Raw genomic sequence first — 13744 nt, 5'->3', positions numbered from 1 at the left:
CCCAGTCTGACGACAGGGCTTTGGTGTTTTTAGCGTGTTAGACAGCCAGTGTTAGTATTTATCTGCAGGAAGAGAACCAGACAGCCTGTTCTTATCACTATTTTCTAGTTATATCAGAGCGTTATCAGCTCAATTTACAGCCATTCGAGTGGTGCTATGGCCAACCAACTCAGGCTTTATCTGCATGCTGGCTACAAGACAGCTCCATATTGCTCCCTCTCCTCTATCTTGGAGGCCAAGCTGCTTGGTGAGGTTGGGAATACCGAGATTGCCGGATTAATCAGGTACCGTTCAAGCAAAGAGGCCTTCCCGTCGGGAAGACCTCTTTGCTTTATCTATCAGCTGATTACCATCACTCGGTCGATTTATCAGGGCTTCTCTTTGTTGCCAATGCTCAGGCCGAGCTTGATGGAGAGGGCTGCCAGTAGCAGCAGCATCATGATCAGGGAGAAGAAGTTGCTGCCAAGCTCCGGGTATTGCACCTTGAGCAGCGCGGAGTGGCCGAAGACACCGATAAAGAAGCAGAGCAGGGTGCAGATGGGGGTGTTGCCCACCATGGGTTCATGGCGATAGTGCTGAAAAAGCTGGTAGGCCGCCAGCCAGAGGGCAATCAGCGGGAAGAAGGAGAAAGGCACGACCGAGTTGGTCAGCACGGTCAGAGAGGCATCGCCACAGATGCCTATCAGCATGGCCATGGCGAGCGGTTTTTTGGGGATCATAAGCTGTTCAGACATGTCATTCTCCATCCTGTGGTCATGGGTGGGGTTCACGGCGCTTCTGGTTTTGTACCTCTGCGCCCATGGCTATCATCCGCAGTTGGCGAATAGTTCGGTCGGAGAGCGCCCGGCACTCTTCGCTGGTCATGTCGAGCGCATCGGCACCGGCACTGAAGACGATGGTAACCATGGCTTCTGCCTGGATGTAGGCATCTTCCCGTGGCGCTCTGGTCGTTGCTTCAAGGTAGTCGGTCAGCTCGGCGATAAAGTGCTGGATCTCGCGTGCTACCGCCTGGCGAAACGCGGCCGAGGTGCCGGAACGTTCCCGCAACAGCAGGCGGAAGATATTGGGATTGTTCTCGACGAACTCCATAAAGGTCTGCACCGAGGTGCTGATGACACTGCCACCACCGGCAATGCGCTGTCGTGCCTGGCGCATCAGTTGACGCAGGGTCAGTCCCCCCTCATCAACCAAGGTGAGTCCCAGCTCCTCCATGTCGCGGAAGTGGCGATAGAAGGAGGTGGGAGCGATACCCGCTTCACGGGCAACTTCCCGCAGACTGAGGTTGGAGAAACTTCGGTTGGCGCATAGTTGGCTGAATGCAGCATCAATCAATGTACGCCGTGTTTTTTCTTTTTGTTGAGCGCGAATACCCACGAAATCAGTCACCTTCAGCTTAACGAGGCCAAATGATAACCCGAAGGCGCCTTCGGATCAGGTTTGTATCCTACTTTTTTACCATTGACCATGGCGAAGTTGCCATGGAAAATGGCTAACAGCTGTTCGCTGAAAGGATGCAAGAAGATGGCTAAACCCCCGATTATTATCACCAATACCCTGTTGTTTTCCCTCTCCGGACTGGTTGCACTGGTTGCCGTGCCTTGGTATGGCATGAGCCACGGTTACGACATCTGGCAGTGGGTCACGCTCCTGCTGCTGTTCTGTTTGAGTGGCCTATCCATCACCGCTGGCTATCACCGTCTCTGGTCGCACAAGACTTATAAGGCGCATCCTGCGTTGCAGTGGTTGTTTGCGATTGGCGGTGCGCTGGCATTGCAGAACTCGGCGTTACACTGGGCTGCCGACCACCGTCGCCATCACCGCCATGTGGATGACAACGATAAGGATCCCTACAGCGCCGGGCGCGGTTTTTGGTACTCCCATATTGGTTGGATGCTACGAGAGTATCAGGGAGATGTGTATGGCGATTACAGCAATGTACGGGACCTGCAGAATAACTCCGTAGTCGCGTTTCAGCATCGCCACTATCTGGTGCTGGTACTGGCGACCAATCTGGGCCTGCCGCTGTTGCTTGGCCTGTGGCACGGGGATCTGCTCGGCATGCTGCTGCTGGCGGGCGTGCTGCGGATGGTGATGACCCACCACACCACCTTCTTTATCAATTCACTGGCACATATTTGGGGCAGTCAGCCTTATACCGACCGTAACACGGCCCGCGACAACGGTATTTTGGCCTTTTTTACCTTTGGTGAGGGGTATCATAATTTTCACCATCTGTTCGAGCATGATTACCGCAATGGCATTCACTGGTGGCAGTTCGATCCGACCAAGTGGTTGATTCGATTTGCCTCCTGGTGTGGCTTGGCGGCAAACCTTCGTTCTGTGCCGGAAGAGCGGATTGAACAGGCAAGGCTGGAGATGCAGTTGAAACGGGCCCAGGCGCAACTCTGCAAGCAGGATGACCGTGAATTGTGGCAGGCACTGTTACAGGAAGAGTATTCAAAGCTGAGCCAGCAGCTGCAGCACTACTACGCCAGTCGCAAACGGCTGCTGGAACAGCGCAAGCGCAAGGCTCTGGCGCGCTATGACCGTCTCAAGCTGCAATTGGAGTACAGAGCCCTGCGGGACAGCTTTATCGCAGGTAAGCGCAGCTGGAGCCGCCTGCTGGCAGGTATCACTACACGGGCTGCCTAGCTGGATGAAAAAGAAGACCGCCGTCAGGTGGTCTTCTTTTGTGTAGCGGAGGCAGCAGGTTGTTTGCTACTCGGGTCGATCCTGTTCTTGTAGCAGGCTCAGGGTTTGCTGCTCCAGTGGGCTCAGTCCCAGCTGTTCACAGGCCTGCTCAAAGCTGATCCCCAGATGGCACATCATGATGTCGATGGCGGGTAGATAGTTTTTCATAGCTTCATCCATGGTGATCCTCCAGACCCGTCACTTATCCCCTGAATCGCTCGGGGCGGCAATTAGACTTTAGGCTTAGTCTGGCTATTTGCTAGGCATCCCTGCCACTGGGAGAGGGAATTTGTTACCCTGCACCATGATAAAAATAGTTGTCGTATGACTGCGAGCAACAGGTGAGGAGCAGGGCATGTTATTGAGTTTCTTGATCATCGCTTCAGGTTGGTGGCACATCCGTGCTGCCTACGGTTCAGACAGCCGCCAGTTCTATATCAGCAAGCCGCTGACCATGCTGTTTATCATCGCCTTGGCATTCGGCTACCAAAGTTATGACCACGACGGTTCTCACGCCTGGATCCTGCTCGGCCTCTGCCTCTCGCTGGCGGGGGATGTGTTGCTGATGCTGCCAAGCGATCGCTTCATTCAGGGATTGGCGGCATTTCTTGTCGCGCATCTCTGCTATATCGTCGGGTTTGCCCAGGGGCCGCTGTTGCTCAATCTGGTGGACGGTTTGCTGCTGTTGCTGATTGCCGGCATGGTATTTGGCCTGCTGTGGAGCAAGCTGGGAGAGATGCGGATCCCGGTCTTCTGCTACATGCTGGTGATCATCGGCATGGCCTGGGTGGCCGCCGGTGCCTGGCACGCCTCTCTTACAGCCGGTTCTGCCGCAGCTCTGGTGGGAGCACTGATGTTCCTCTTCTCCGACAGCATGCTGGCGCTCGATCGCTTCCGCCGCCCCTTTCCCCACGCTCGAGCCTGGGTGATGAGCAGCTACTTCGCCGCGCAATTCCTGATTGCAGGGTCGCTGGCGGGATAACACCACGTGGTTGAGTACAGGTAACAGATAAAGAAAAACGGGTATTCGCCCGTTTTTCGTTTTATGCCCTGCGGTTTTTCACGCCTCTAGCGGTTCGGCATCGGCTGCCCGTGGGACGGGGGATTTGAGCAACAGCATCAGGGCGCTGGCGATCAGCAGGAAGATCCCCATGATGTAGAACACCTGGTTGTAGGCCATGATGGCCGCCTCCCGGTTGATGGTATTGGCCAGCATGGCCCGAGCTTGCTGCTGGGCAATCTCGGGGCCTGAGCCCTGCGCCATCATGCTCTGGGCCAGCTGCAGCAGATAGCTCTGCCCCTCGAGACTGCTGGCAGCCAGAGTGCTGCCAATTTGCAGCACATGGGTGCGGGTATCGTTGTCGAGCAGGGTCGCGATGATGGCGATACCGAATGCGCCGCCGAGGTTGCGCAGCACGTTGAGCAGGGTCGAGGAGGAGGGGATTTCGTCGTGGCTCAGGCTGGCGGTAGCGACCAGTGACAGCGGCACCATGATGAAGGGTTGCCCCAGCGCCCGCACGATGAGCGACTGGATCAGCTGTGGCCCGGCGTAGTCGGCACTCATGTTGACGTTCATAAAGCAGCTGACGGCGAAGATCAGGAAGCCGAAGCTCACCAGATAGCGCGGGTCTATCTTGTGGGTCAGTTTGGGCACCAGCGGCAGCACCAGCAGTTGCGGCAGTCCCATCCACATCAGTACCTCGCCGATTTCCAGCGCGTTGTAGTTGTGGATCTGGGTCATGTAGAGCGGCAACACATAGATAGAGCCCATCAACGCCATCCCGAGGATCAGATAGGCGAAGCAGGCCAGCGCGAAGCGCGGGTTGTGCAGCAGCCGCAGATTGACCAGCGGGTGACGGCGGATCAGCTGGCTGATGACGAAGAACACCAGCGCCACCGCCGAGATGACTGCCAGTCGCACGATGAAGCTTGAGCCGAACCAGTCCTCTCGGTTGCCCTCCTCCAGTACCACCTCCAGTAAGCCGAGCCCGAGCGCCATGGTGACGATGTCGATAAGGTCCACCCGCTTGATCACGGCCCAGTCCACCGGTTTTTTATCCAGCCCGTGGGCCAGCATGGCCATCACCAGCAGTCCTGGCGGTACGTTGAGATAGAAGATGTAGTGCCACGACATCTGCTCGGTGAGCCAGCCGCCGAGGGTCGGGCCGATGGCGGGGGCGAAGGTGGCGCAGAGGCCAAACAGGGCCATGCCGGTGGCCCGCTTCTGCAGCGGCAGCAGGGTGACGATAAGGGAAAAGGCCATCGGGATAAGTGCCCCGCCGGTGAAGCCCTGCAGCGCCCGGAAGACGATCATGCTGGTGAGGTTCCAGCTGAACGAGCAGAGCACGGAGGCAGCGATAAAGGCGCCGGTGCTCCAGAGCAGGTAGCGGCGCACGCTCAGCCCTCGGCTCAGCCAGCCGCTCAGGGGGATGGCGATCATCTCCGCCACCAGATAGGAGGTGGAGATCCAGGAGCTTTCGCTCAGGGTGGCCGACAGCGCCCCCTGAATATCCTTCAGGGAGGCATTAGTGATCTGGATATCGAGGATGGCCATGAAGGCGCCGATAAGCCCCCCCATGACCGCGATCCAGTTGCGACGTGGAATGGGTTCCATCAGTTGGCGGCAACCACGGGATCAGGCGTGCGGGTATCCACGATCACTTCGGTAGAGAGACCCGGCAGCAGCTTGCCTGCCAGCAGGCCCGGCTGGGGGATGCGGATCTTGACCGGTACCCGCTGCACGATTTTGGTGAAGTTGCCGGTGGCATTCTCCGGCGGCAGCAGGGCGAACTTGGCACCGGTGGCCGGGGCTAGGCTGTCGATGATCCCCTCGACCGGTTGATCCGGGTAGGCATCCAGCACCACTTTTACTTTTTGGCCTCGCTGCATATGGGCGAGCTGGGTCTCCTTGAAGTTGGCCTCGACCCACACCTGCTGCAGCGGCACCAGACTGGCGACCTGCATGCCGGACTGGACGTAGAGCCCTTCCCGCAGACTGCGCTTGCCGATGATGCCATCGGCCGGTGCTCGCAGCTCGGTATAACCTAACTCCAGCTTGGCCTGCTCCAGTTGTGCTTCGCTCAATGCCAGCTTGGCCAGGTTCTGTTTGCGCTCGGCATCCAGTACCAGCAGTCGCTCACGGGCCGCCTGCAGGGCGGCTTTGGCCTCTTCGGCCTGCGCCCTCGCCACCTGAAGGGAGGCGTTCACCTCATCAAGGCTATCTTGCGAGCTGTAGTGGCGCTGGTTGAGCTGACTGATCCTGTTGACCTGCTGGCTGGCGCGCAGCTGTTCGGCATTGGCCGAGGCGACCTTGGCCTCGGCCTGCTGGATCAGGCTCCGTTGTTGGGTGCGGGTGGCGGCCAGATTTTCGGCCGTCGCCTGATTGAGGCGCAGGTCGGCTTCTGCTTCCGCAACCCTGGTTTTGTATTCGCGATCATCGAGACGGGCGATCAACTGACCCGCTTTGACCGGCTGGTTATCGGTGATCAGCACTTCGCGGATATAGCCGGGCAACTTGGAGCTGATCCCGGTCACTTCACTCTGCAGGTAGGCGTTGTCGGTACTTTCAAAATAGCGGCCGTGAAGATACCAGTAACCGGCGAACAGCAGACCGAGCAGCGCCAATATCATGGCTGCCAGCAGGGGAATTTTTTTGTGTTGACTCATTTTTGTGATTCCTGAACTTAAGGGGCGCAGGCTAACACTGGTCAACTGTTTCGATTAGTATGAGATATCGAGATATATAGTTTCACTGGTGCAACAATGGACCTCAATGCCGCGTTAATTCTGGTTCGTATCGTCGATAAGGGCTCATTTACGGGAGCCGCCCGAGAGCTGGGAATGACCAAGGCGATGGTCAGCCGCCGTATCGCCGAGTTGGAACAGCGGCTCGGGGTTCGCCTGCTCTACCGTTCCACACGTCAGCTCACCTTGACCGAGGAGGGGGAGAAGTACTACCTGCACTGCAGCAAGGCCGTCGATGCCCTGACCGAAGCCGAGCTGATGCTGAGCGCCAGCCAGCAGGAGGTGACTGGCACCTTGAAGCTGGCGGTACCCATCGAGACGGGTCAGCTGGTGATCGGGCGGATCGTCGCCAAGTTTTTGCAACGCTATCCCACCCTGCAGGTGGAACTGGAACTGACCAACCGGGTAGTGGATCCCATCAGCGAAGGTCTGGATGCCGTGGTGCGGATAGGTGACATGAGTGACTCCAATCTGGCGGCTCGCCGACTCTGGAGCACTGGGCGGTTGCTCTGTGCCAGCTCGGACTATCTGGCGCGCAGCTCGGCCATCACGCGACCGGAAGATCTGGCAAACCATGAGCGGGTGACGGTGAGCAGCGGATTTCTCGCCTCTCACTGGTGCTTCGAGCGAGATGGCAGAGAGGTACTGGTTGACCCCCCATCCCGTTTTCGGGTCAATAATATTACCTGTGCCCGAGAGGCGGCGAAGGCGGGGCTGGGGTTGGCCTCGCTACCCGCTATGCTCTGTCAGGAGGAGTTGGCCAGCGGTGAACTGGTGACCCTGCTGTCCGAGTGGCAGCAACCCAGAGTCCCTATCTATCTTTTGTTTCCGGAGCGGCAACTGATGCCGCGCAAGTTGCGGGCATTCATCGATTTCATGATTGAGAACGGCGCCGAGTTTGGCATCGACAAGCTGTTATAAGGGGGAGCTATGGATAACTGGATCAATCTCTATCGCGCCTCTCATACCCTGGAGGCACACGCCCTGAAAGGGGCGCTGGAGGTCGAAGGGGTGGCGGTGCGTCTCAATGGCGATGGCCTGTCAGGCGCTTTTGGCGATCTGCCCGTTGACCTGCTGCAGGTGACCTTGATGGTCAGGGCCGAAGATCGCAGCAGAGCAGGGCGGGTTATCGAGCGTTACCAGCAGCGGCAAGGTAATGGCTGGCTGTGCGGTCAGTGCGGGGAGGAGAACGGCGCCAACTTCGAAGTGTGTTGGCGCTGTCATCACGATCCCCACGACAGCTAATCTTATGCTAGCGTGGTGGAAACTCGATATCTTCCCCCGCGCTGGCATCGTGATAGGTCGCCAGATCCAGCTCGTTCTCACTGCGGGCGATCAGCACCGACACCAAAATATCCCCCGATACATTGACCGTGGTGCGCGCCATGTCGAGGAGCCGGTCAATACCAGCAATTAGTGCAACCCCTTCCAGTGGCAGTCCGACAGCCGTCAGTGTCAGGGTCAACAGCATTAACCCGGTGCCTGGCGTGCCGGCGGTGCCGATACTGGCCAGGGTGGCGATGCTGATGATGGTCAGGTAATCGACCATGTGCAGATCCACCCCGAATGCCTGAGCCACGAACAGTGCAGTGACTCCCTGATAGAGGGCCGTGCCATCCATGTTGATGGTGGCGCCGATGGGCAGCACTTTGGCGGTGATGGCGGGTGAGACCCCCAGCCGCTTCTCGGCGCAGGCCAGACTGATGGGCAGGGTAGAGCTGCTGGAGCTGCTGGTGAAAGCCACCGCCTGGGCATCGACGATACTCTTGAAGTAGTGCAAGGGATTGAGCCGCGCCAGCAGGAGTAGCAGGCTGCTGTAGACTCCGAGCACGTGCAGCAGACAACCCAGGTAGACGGCACCGATCACCTTGAGCAGCGGTAACAGCAGGTCGAGACCGTATTTACAGGTCATCCAGGCCATCAGAGCGCAGACTCCATAGGGGGCTAGCGCCATCACCATCTGGGTCAACTTGAACATCCCTTCGGCCAATGAGGTGAAGAAGAGGATGGCTGGCCGGCCGCGGCGTCCACTGGCGTTAAGGGCCACTGCCAGCGCGACTGCAAAGACGATCACCTGTAGAATCTTGCCATCCACCATTGCCTGTACCGGGTTACTCGGCACTAGTTGATTCAGCACACTCGCCAGGGCTGGTTGGGCTTCTCCTCCCAGTCGCTGATGTGGGCCCATATTGGCGCCCATGCCGGGCTCCAGTAGCCAGCCCATCATCAGGCCGATGCAGATGGCGATGGCGGTCGAGCAGAAGTAGAGGCAGATCGCCTTGCTGCCGATGCGATCCAGTCCCTTGCCCTTGAGTAGAGAAGTGAGACCGGCGATGACCGAGCAGAAGATAAGAGGAACCATCAGCATCTGGATGGTATTGACGAACAAGACCCCAAGGGGTTTGAGTAGCAGAGCCTGCTCTTCAAAGCCGACGCCCAGGCCGACGCCAATCAGCATGCCGATCAGGGTCTTGAGCCAGAGTGGGCGGCGGGTCCAGATCTGCCAGGGCTTGAGAGCCTCTCCATGGAACAGCATGACGCCAATATCCTTATAAATTGTCTGCGATGGCGAAAAAGGGGCGTCAGTGTAGCGATCCCTGACGCGGGTTGCCACATTATCGACAAAGCGGCGGCGCTGACCACTCCTCCGGCCAGGTAATGCACAATTTATTGGTTTATATCAAGATCCCTACGGGCAGGGCGATATTTAATTGGCATTAAATATGTTTATTTATGAGGCTTGAAAATGTCGCAATCGATACATGGTCATGAAGTGATGGAGATGATGCTGGTACAGGGGGGGCAATTTACCCCTGCCAGCCTGAAACAGGCGATGGCCGAAAGGTTCGGTGCCGAAGCTCGCTTCCATACCTGTAGTGCTCGAGAGATGGATGCAGAGGCTCTGATTGATTTTTTGGCGGCCCGCGGCAAATTCATCGATTCGGCAGAGGGCTTCCAGACCCGCGCCGACAAGATCTGCAACCACGGTTAACCCCGCTGCGAGCGCATCATGGCGCTCGCTCAATTCTTCACCCTTTGCTATATTTCGCCCCTTGTCTTTTCTCTGTTCAAGGCGTAGTCCGGGCGTTGTATGGATACTTTCTCTGCCGCAGTCATGCTGTTTCTGATCATGGACCCGCTGGGCAACTTGCCGGTCTTCCTCTCCATCTTGCGTCATATCGATCCCAAGCGACGCCGCAAGGTGATGGTGCGCGAACTGCTCTTCTCGCTGGCTATCATGATGCTCTTTCTGTTTGTCGGTCAGCAGATCCTCGGTTTCCTCAATCTGCGGCAGGAGGCGGTCAGCATCGCAGGCGGCATTATCCTGTTCCTGATCGCCATCAAGATGATCTTCCCGAGTGAGGGGGGCGTGACCGGGCTGGCGGCGGGTGAGGAGCCCTTCCTGGTACCGATGGCGATTCCGATGATCGCTGGCCCTTCGATCCTGGCCTCTTTGATGTTGCTGGCCAATCAGGAGCCAGCCCGAATGGTGGACTGGTCGCTGGCACTCTTTCTGGCCTGGGCTGCCAGCGCGGTGATCCTGATGTTCTACGAGGTATTCAACAAGCTGCTGGGTGAGCGGGGACTTACTGCGGTGGAACGGCTGATGGGCATGCTGCTGGTGATGATCTCGGTGCAGATGTTGCTGGATGGTGTACATCATTATCTGGCGGTGACGGGCCAGAACTGACTGTCCGGCACGATGGAACGGGGCTCTTATCGAGCCCCTTTTGCTATCTGACTTTCAGCAATGATTAGTCAGGAGTGCCCGATGACGGAGGATTCCAGTTTGTTCATGATGAGCGAGAGGAGGGTCTCCCGTAGCCAGCGGTGGCCAGGATCTTCACTGTGGCGCTGATGCCATATCAGCAGGTGGGAAATGCTGTCCAGTTCGATGGGAAGAGGGAGCTGCAACAGCGGGTAGACCTGAGTAGCATGGCGCGCGTAGAGCTTGGAGAGGGTCACAATCATGTCGGAGTGCATCCCCATCCGCAGCGCTGCCTCGAAGGAGGGCACGGTGGCCTCGATGCGTCGGTAGAGATCCTGTTCCGCCAGCTTGTGGTCCAGCATCCAGCGATCCCGTCCCTCGCAGTAGGTCTGAACATGGGGATAGCTGAGGTAGCGATCGAGATCCCACTCCTGCTCCCGCAACGCCGGATGATGCTGTTGCACCAGACAGGTGAGATCGTCTATAGCCAGTAGTCGCTGACAGATGCTACCGGGCAGGGTGTCGAGCCGATAATCGGAGTTGATGCAGTTTTCCCGCACCGCGAAGGCGATATCCACTTGCCCCTGGCTCATCTCGGTCAGACTGTTCTCGGTCCACTCTTCGTAACGCAGCCGGATCCGCGGCGCTTGCCGTTTCAGCTCGCTCAGGTAGAGCGGCGCAAACAGGGTAAATGCGCTGTCCATGCTGGCGATGACGAACTCTCGCTCCGAGCTGGCGGGGTCGAACTCGGGCGGCTGGATCAGGTTGTCCAGCGACAGCAGGATGGGTTGCAACTGCTGTTGCAGCGCAAGGGCACGGCCGGTGGGTTCCAGCCCGTAGGCAGAGCGGATGAAGAGGGGATCGTTGAAGGTATCGCGCAGACGGCCGAGGGCTTTGCTGACTGCTGACTGGCTCAGGTGAAGGCGGCGTGCTGCCTTGCTGCCGTTGCGCTCCTCCAGCAGCACCTGCAGGATAATAAGCAGATTAAGATCAATACGACCTAGTTGTTCCAGCAGCATGATATGAATCCTCTTCAATTCTAAGATGAATTTATACCATTTGTTTTCATATCTTGGCGATCTTATCCTCGAATGGTCTCAGGTTCGCATGAACCACTGGTACAGGATGTAGCGGTTGAGGGGACATGTAGCACAATCAATATGGCGACCTCAGGGTCGCCCTATTTTTTGGCTATGATTTATTTGCTCACTTGCACCTGCCTTGATTTTGCCCAACAATCCCTGCGCTCTATTTTGATACAAGTAACAGATATCTCTTTGTGAGGGAGTATCCCTATGGGACTCGGTGGAATTCATATCTGGCATATGTTGATCCTCTTGCTGGTCGTTGTGCTGGTCTTCGGCAGCAAGCGTCTTGCTAGTGCAGGTGAGGATCTGGGTACCGCCATCAAAGATTTTCGCAAGGCGATGCGTGACGACGCAAATCATCCGAAATAAGCAGTAGGAGTAGAACATGTCTGTAGACGAGAAAGTTGAACTGAACGAAACCTGTGACAGCTGCGGCTGCTTTGCCGAGATCGGCACCATCATCGGCGAAGGCGACGATGTGATGGATCTGGTTATTGAAGCCGCTGCCGAGGCTGATGCCCGCGCCAAGCTGGCTGCCTATGAAGCACTGGCCAAACAGGTCACTGCCGAAGCTCAAGTTAGCAGCGAACTGACCCAGGGCGCCAACGGCGTGATCCTGAAAGCCCGCCTGCAATTCACCTGCACTGCCGAAAAACTGATTTTCGAAATGCGGGCCCGCTCTATCTGAGTGGTCTGATAACGCGGCAGGTTTGCCTGCCGTGTTGACCCTTCTGCTGTGGGTCGGCGTTCTATAGTTACTCTATCCCACAGACGTTTTTGCCCGGCGCGAGTCGGCCAACAGAAGGCGTAAACATCATGACGCAGCGATGGATCTCTGCCCCCAATCCCACTCTCTATCGTGATCCGTGCTGCCAACAGGCAGCAGGCGTGACCTCAGCACAGGGGCAGCCATCGTGATGCGACGCTGGATCTGGGCTCTGCTGGCCCTCTGCTGTTTTCCCCTGCTGGCGGCTGAGCTCAAGCCGGTGCGTTTGCCCCAACCCGGGGACCTCGAAAGCATTCTGCAAAAGCGCGAACTCAGGGCTCTGGTGGTCTATGAGCGTGGTTTCTATTTTCTCGATCGCGGCTCCCAGTACGGCATTCTGGTCAATCAGCTGCAAGGATTCGAGCGCTGGCTGAACAACATCTATCTTGCCAAAGAGAAGGTCAAACTCAAGGTGGTCTACATCCCGGTGCGCCAGGACAAGCTGCTGGACTATCTGGCCGAGGGGCGCGGCGATCTGGTGGCGGCGACCATGACGGTGACCCCGACCCGGCGTGAACAGGTGGCCTTCTCCCGGCCGCTCATCTCCTCCATCGAGGAGTGGGTGGTGAGCCAGAACAGCTTGCCCGCCTTCAACCGCATTACCCAGCTCTCCGGCAGGCGGGTCTGGGTGCGCGCCAGCTCCAGCTACTACGAGAGTTTGCGTCAGCTCAACTGGCTGTTTCGTGAGTTGGGGCTGCCCCCCGTCTATATCGAAACGGTGCCCGAATATCTACAGGATGGCGATCTGCTGGAGATGGTGGCTGCAGGCATTATTCCTCTGACGGTGACCGACAGCTACAAGGGGCGGATCTGGCTGGGTGGCATGATCTCCGGTCTCAAGGCTCACAAGTTGATCCCCCTGCGCAGCAATGGCACCAGTGGCTGGGCGCTGCGCAAGAACAGCCCCGAGCTGCTCAAGGCGGTCAATGGCTATCTGGCGAGCGTCAGCCGCAACAGCCTCTACAGCGACATGACTCTGCGCCGGTTGCTGGTTCACAGCGATCAGATGAGCAATATCCTGGCGCCGGATCCCATGGGGCGACTGGCGACCATTCGCAAGGTGCTGGAGAAGTACGCTAATCAATACGATCTCGACTGGCTGATGCTGGCGGCGCTCGGTTACAAGGAGTCCGGCCTCAATCCCAAGGTGCGTTCGCACAAGGGGGCCGTGGGCATCATGCAACTGCTGCCTAGCACGGGGCGGGAGGTCGGCATCAACGGCGTCAGACTGACCACCCTTGAGGGCAATGTGGAAGCCGCCTGCCGCTACATGCGGTTGATCCTCGATACCTACTTCAATGATCCCGAGCTGGATCGGCTCAACCGTCACCTGTTTGCCCTCGCCGCCTACAACGCCGGGCCGAACCGGGTGCAGGCGCTGCGAGGCAAGGCGGAGAAGCAGGGGCTCGATCCTAACGTCTGGTTCGGCAACGTGGATCAACTGGTGGCCAACGAAGTCGGGCAGGGGCCGATCAACTATGTTGGCACCATCTACAAGTACTACGTGGCCTATCGTTTCAGCCTGCCCCAGATCGAGGGCAAGGCTGCCGCTATCGAAGCGGCTCAGCCCTGAGCCGGTTGACTAGCAGGGTCGCCTGCACGGTCGGCAGTTGCCAGCCACCGTCCCTGTGTTGCAGGAACCAGTGGGCGGGGCCGGTGGCCGGGATGAGATCTGGCTGGCTGAGTTGGCCCAGATAGCGCAACATCGGGGTATCATGCAGTTCCATCAGCAACTCCTTTTGAGTA

Annotated in this window: 17 protein-coding genes; 9 read left to right on the top strand and 8 right to left on the bottom strand. The window is 57.9% G+C overall.

The genetic code is table 11. From position 1 onward, the window contains the following. Window positions 1-368 precede the first annotated feature (368 nt). Entirely contained in the window at window positions 369-734 is a 366-nt protein-coding gene (locus tag G5367_RS15060) for a YijD family membrane protein (protein WP_005341821.1), read from the bottom strand. Between the two features lie 19 nt (window positions 735-753). Then, window positions 754-1374, bottom strand: coding sequence for an HTH-type transcriptional repressor FabR (gene fabR / locus G5367_RS15055; protein ID WP_005341820.1), 621 nt, complete (start codon window positions 1372-1374; stop codon window positions 754-756). A 147-nt stretch (window positions 1375-1521) separates the two neighbouring features. Between fabR and G5367_RS15050 the strand changes: the two genes are divergently transcribed. Next, window positions 1522-2652, top strand: a complete 1131-nt coding sequence (locus G5367_RS15050) for a fatty acid desaturase (RefSeq protein ID WP_421212479.1) — start codon at window positions 1522-1524, stop codon at window positions 2650-2652. 66 nt (window positions 2653-2718) lie between these two features. Here the strand turns inward: G5367_RS15050 and G5367_RS15045 are convergent, their stop codons facing one another. Then, window positions 2719-2859, bottom strand: coding sequence for a hypothetical protein (locus G5367_RS15045; RefSeq protein WP_216980339.1), 141 nt, complete (start codon window positions 2857-2859; stop codon window positions 2719-2721). 187 nt (window positions 2860-3046) lie between these two features. On the opposite strand from G5367_RS15045, the gene G5367_RS15040 reads away from it, so the two are divergent. Then, window positions 3047-3673: a lysoplasmalogenase gene (locus G5367_RS15040; protein WP_194494934.1), complete on the top strand. Its 627-nt coding sequence runs from the start codon at window positions 3047-3049 to the stop codon at window positions 3671-3673. A 78-nt stretch (window positions 3674-3751) separates the two neighbouring features. On the opposite strand, the gene G5367_RS15035 is transcribed toward G5367_RS15040, so the two are convergent. Continuing rightward, the gene (locus G5367_RS15035) at window positions 3752-5305 is read right to left on the bottom strand and encodes a DHA2 family efflux MFS transporter permease subunit (RefSeq protein WP_421244532.1); all 1554 of its coding nucleotides are present in this window, start codon (window positions 5303-5305) and stop codon (window positions 3752-3754) included. Then, entirely contained in the window at window positions 5305-6357 is a 1053-nt protein-coding gene (locus G5367_RS15030; protein ID WP_216979951.1) for an HlyD family secretion protein, read from the bottom strand. The genes G5367_RS15035 and G5367_RS15030 overlap by 1 nt, the downstream gene beginning before the upstream one ends. Window positions 6358-6453: 96 nt before the next feature. On the opposite strand from G5367_RS15030, the gene G5367_RS15025 reads away from it, so the two are divergent. Together G5367_RS15025 and G5367_RS15020 are read left to right on the top strand one after the other, a co-directional pair. Beyond that, entirely contained in the window at window positions 6454-7356 is a 903-nt protein-coding gene (locus tag G5367_RS15025) for a LysR family transcriptional regulator (protein WP_216979952.1), read from the top strand. A gap of 9 nt (window positions 7357-7365) precedes the next feature. Then, a complete protein-coding gene (locus tag G5367_RS15020) occupies window positions 7366-7680 on the top strand; it encodes a DUF2007 domain-containing protein (RefSeq protein ID WP_005341811.1) in 315 nt (104 codons plus the stop codon). 7 nt (window positions 7681-7687) lie between these two features. On the opposite strand, the gene G5367_RS15015 is transcribed toward G5367_RS15020, so the two are convergent. Beyond that, the gene (locus G5367_RS15015; RefSeq protein WP_005341810.1) at window positions 7688-8971 is read right to left on the bottom strand and encodes a dicarboxylate/amino acid:cation symporter; all 1284 of its coding nucleotides are present in this window, start codon (window positions 8969-8971) and stop codon (window positions 7688-7690) included. A gap of 210 nt (window positions 8972-9181) precedes the next feature. On the opposite strand from G5367_RS15015, the gene G5367_RS15010 reads away from it, so the two are divergent. Both G5367_RS15010 and G5367_RS15005 read left to right on the top strand, forming a co-directional pair. Beyond that, complete coding sequence (locus G5367_RS15010; protein ID WP_216979954.1) at window positions 9182-9427, top strand: YecH family metal-binding protein; 246 nt, start codon at window positions 9182-9184, stop codon at window positions 9425-9427. Between the two features lie 99 nt (window positions 9428-9526). Further along, window positions 9527-10126 carry a YhgN family NAAT transporter gene (locus G5367_RS15005; RefSeq protein WP_005341806.1) on the top strand — a complete coding sequence of 200 codons (600 nt, stop codon included), beginning with the start codon at window positions 9527-9529 and terminating at the stop codon, window positions 10124-10126. A 68-nt stretch (window positions 10127-10194) separates the two neighbouring features. Here G5367_RS15005 and G5367_RS15000 read toward each other — a convergent pair whose 3' ends face one another. Beyond that, window positions 10195-11163, bottom strand: coding sequence for a LysR substrate-binding domain-containing protein (locus G5367_RS15000; RefSeq protein WP_216979955.1), 969 nt, complete (start codon window positions 11161-11163; stop codon window positions 10195-10197). A 276-nt stretch (window positions 11164-11439) separates the two neighbouring features. Between G5367_RS15000 and tatA the strand changes: the two genes are divergently transcribed. From tatA to G5367_RS14985, 3 genes are all read left to right on the top strand, one after another. Further along, the gene (gene tatA, locus G5367_RS14995) at window positions 11440-11601 is read left to right on the top strand and encodes a twin-arginine translocase TatA/TatE family subunit (protein WP_005339944.1); all 162 of its coding nucleotides are present in this window, start codon (window positions 11440-11442) and stop codon (window positions 11599-11601) included. 16 nt (window positions 11602-11617) lie between these two features. After that, window positions 11618-11920, top strand: coding sequence for a YfcZ/YiiS family protein (locus G5367_RS14990; RefSeq protein WP_005339945.1), 303 nt, complete (start codon window positions 11618-11620; stop codon window positions 11918-11920). Between the two features lie 229 nt (window positions 11921-12149). Next, a complete protein-coding gene (locus G5367_RS14985) occupies window positions 12150-13571 on the top strand; it encodes a lytic transglycosylase F (protein WP_337073413.1) in 1422 nt (473 codons plus the stop codon). Here the strand turns inward: G5367_RS14985 and G5367_RS14980 are convergent. Next, complete coding sequence (locus G5367_RS14980) at window positions 13549-13725, bottom strand: hypothetical protein (protein WP_337073412.1); 177 nt, start codon at window positions 13723-13725, stop codon at window positions 13549-13551. The two genes, G5367_RS14985 and G5367_RS14980, sit on opposite strands and share 23 nt — an antisense overlap. Window positions 13726-13744 lie beyond the last annotated feature (19 nt).

Source organism: Aeromonas sp. 604282, from assembly GCF_049170575.1.
Lineage (GTDB): Bacteria > Pseudomonadota > Gammaproteobacteria > Enterobacterales > Aeromonadaceae > Aeromonas > Aeromonas veronii_A.
The sequence above is the reverse complement of the archived record's forward strand: the minus strand, read 5'-3'. Positions and strand labels throughout refer to the sequence as shown.

What these genes read in the sequence shown, in the direction of transcription:
- tatA (WP_005339944.1), top strand. Translation starts at nt 11,440, where the DNA reads ATGGGACTCGGTGGAATTCATATCTGGCATATGTTGATCCTCTTGCTG.
- G5367_RS15000 (WP_216979955.1), bottom strand. Translation starts at nt 11,163, where the DNA reads ATGCTGCTGGAACAACTAGGTCGTATTGATCTTAATCTGCTTATTATC.
- G5367_RS15040 (WP_194494934.1), top strand. Translation starts at nt 3,047, where the DNA reads ATGTTATTGAGTTTCTTGATCATCGCTTCAGGTTGGTGGCACATCCGT.
- G5367_RS15030 (WP_216979951.1), bottom strand. Translation starts at nt 6,357, where the DNA reads ATGAGTCAACACAAAAAAATTCCCCTGCTGGCAGCCATGATATTGGCG.
- G5367_RS15050 (WP_421212479.1), top strand. Translation starts at nt 1,522, where the DNA reads ATGGCTAAACCCCCGATTATTATCACCAATACCCTGTTGTTTTCCCTC.
- G5367_RS15035 (WP_421244532.1), bottom strand. Translation starts at nt 5,305, where the DNA reads ATGGAACCCATTCCACGTCGCAACTGGATCGCGGTCATGGGGGGGCTT.
- G5367_RS15005 (WP_005341806.1), top strand. Translation starts at nt 9,527, where the DNA reads ATGGATACTTTCTCTGCCGCAGTCATGCTGTTTCTGATCATGGACCCG.
- G5367_RS15045 (WP_216980339.1), bottom strand. Translation starts at nt 2,859, where the DNA reads ATGAAAAACTATCTACCCGCCATCGACATCATGATGTGCCATCTGGGG.
- G5367_RS15060 (WP_005341821.1), bottom strand. Translation starts at nt 734, where the DNA reads ATGTCTGAACAGCTTATGATCCCCAAAAAACCGCTCGCCATGGCCATG.
- G5367_RS14985 (WP_337073413.1), top strand. Translation starts at nt 12,150, where the DNA reads ATGCGACGCTGGATCTGGGCTCTGCTGGCCCTCTGCTGTTTTCCCCTG.
- G5367_RS15015 (WP_005341810.1), bottom strand. Translation starts at nt 8,971, where the DNA reads ATGCTGTTCCATGGAGAGGCTCTCAAGCCCTGGCAGATCTGGACCCGC.
- G5367_RS15020 (WP_005341811.1), top strand. Translation starts at nt 7,366, where the DNA reads ATGGATAACTGGATCAATCTCTATCGCGCCTCTCATACCCTGGAGGCA.
- G5367_RS14980 (WP_337073412.1), bottom strand. Translation starts at nt 13,725, where the DNA reads ATGGAACTGCATGATACCCCGATGTTGCGCTATCTGGGCCAACTCAGC.
- G5367_RS14990 (WP_005339945.1), top strand. Translation starts at nt 11,618, where the DNA reads ATGTCTGTAGACGAGAAAGTTGAACTGAACGAAACCTGTGACAGCTGC.
- G5367_RS15025 (WP_216979952.1), top strand. Translation starts at nt 6,454, where the DNA reads ATGGACCTCAATGCCGCGTTAATTCTGGTTCGTATCGTCGATAAGGGC.
- G5367_RS15010 (WP_216979954.1), top strand. Translation starts at nt 9,182, where the DNA reads ATGTCGCAATCGATACATGGTCATGAAGTGATGGAGATGATGCTGGTA.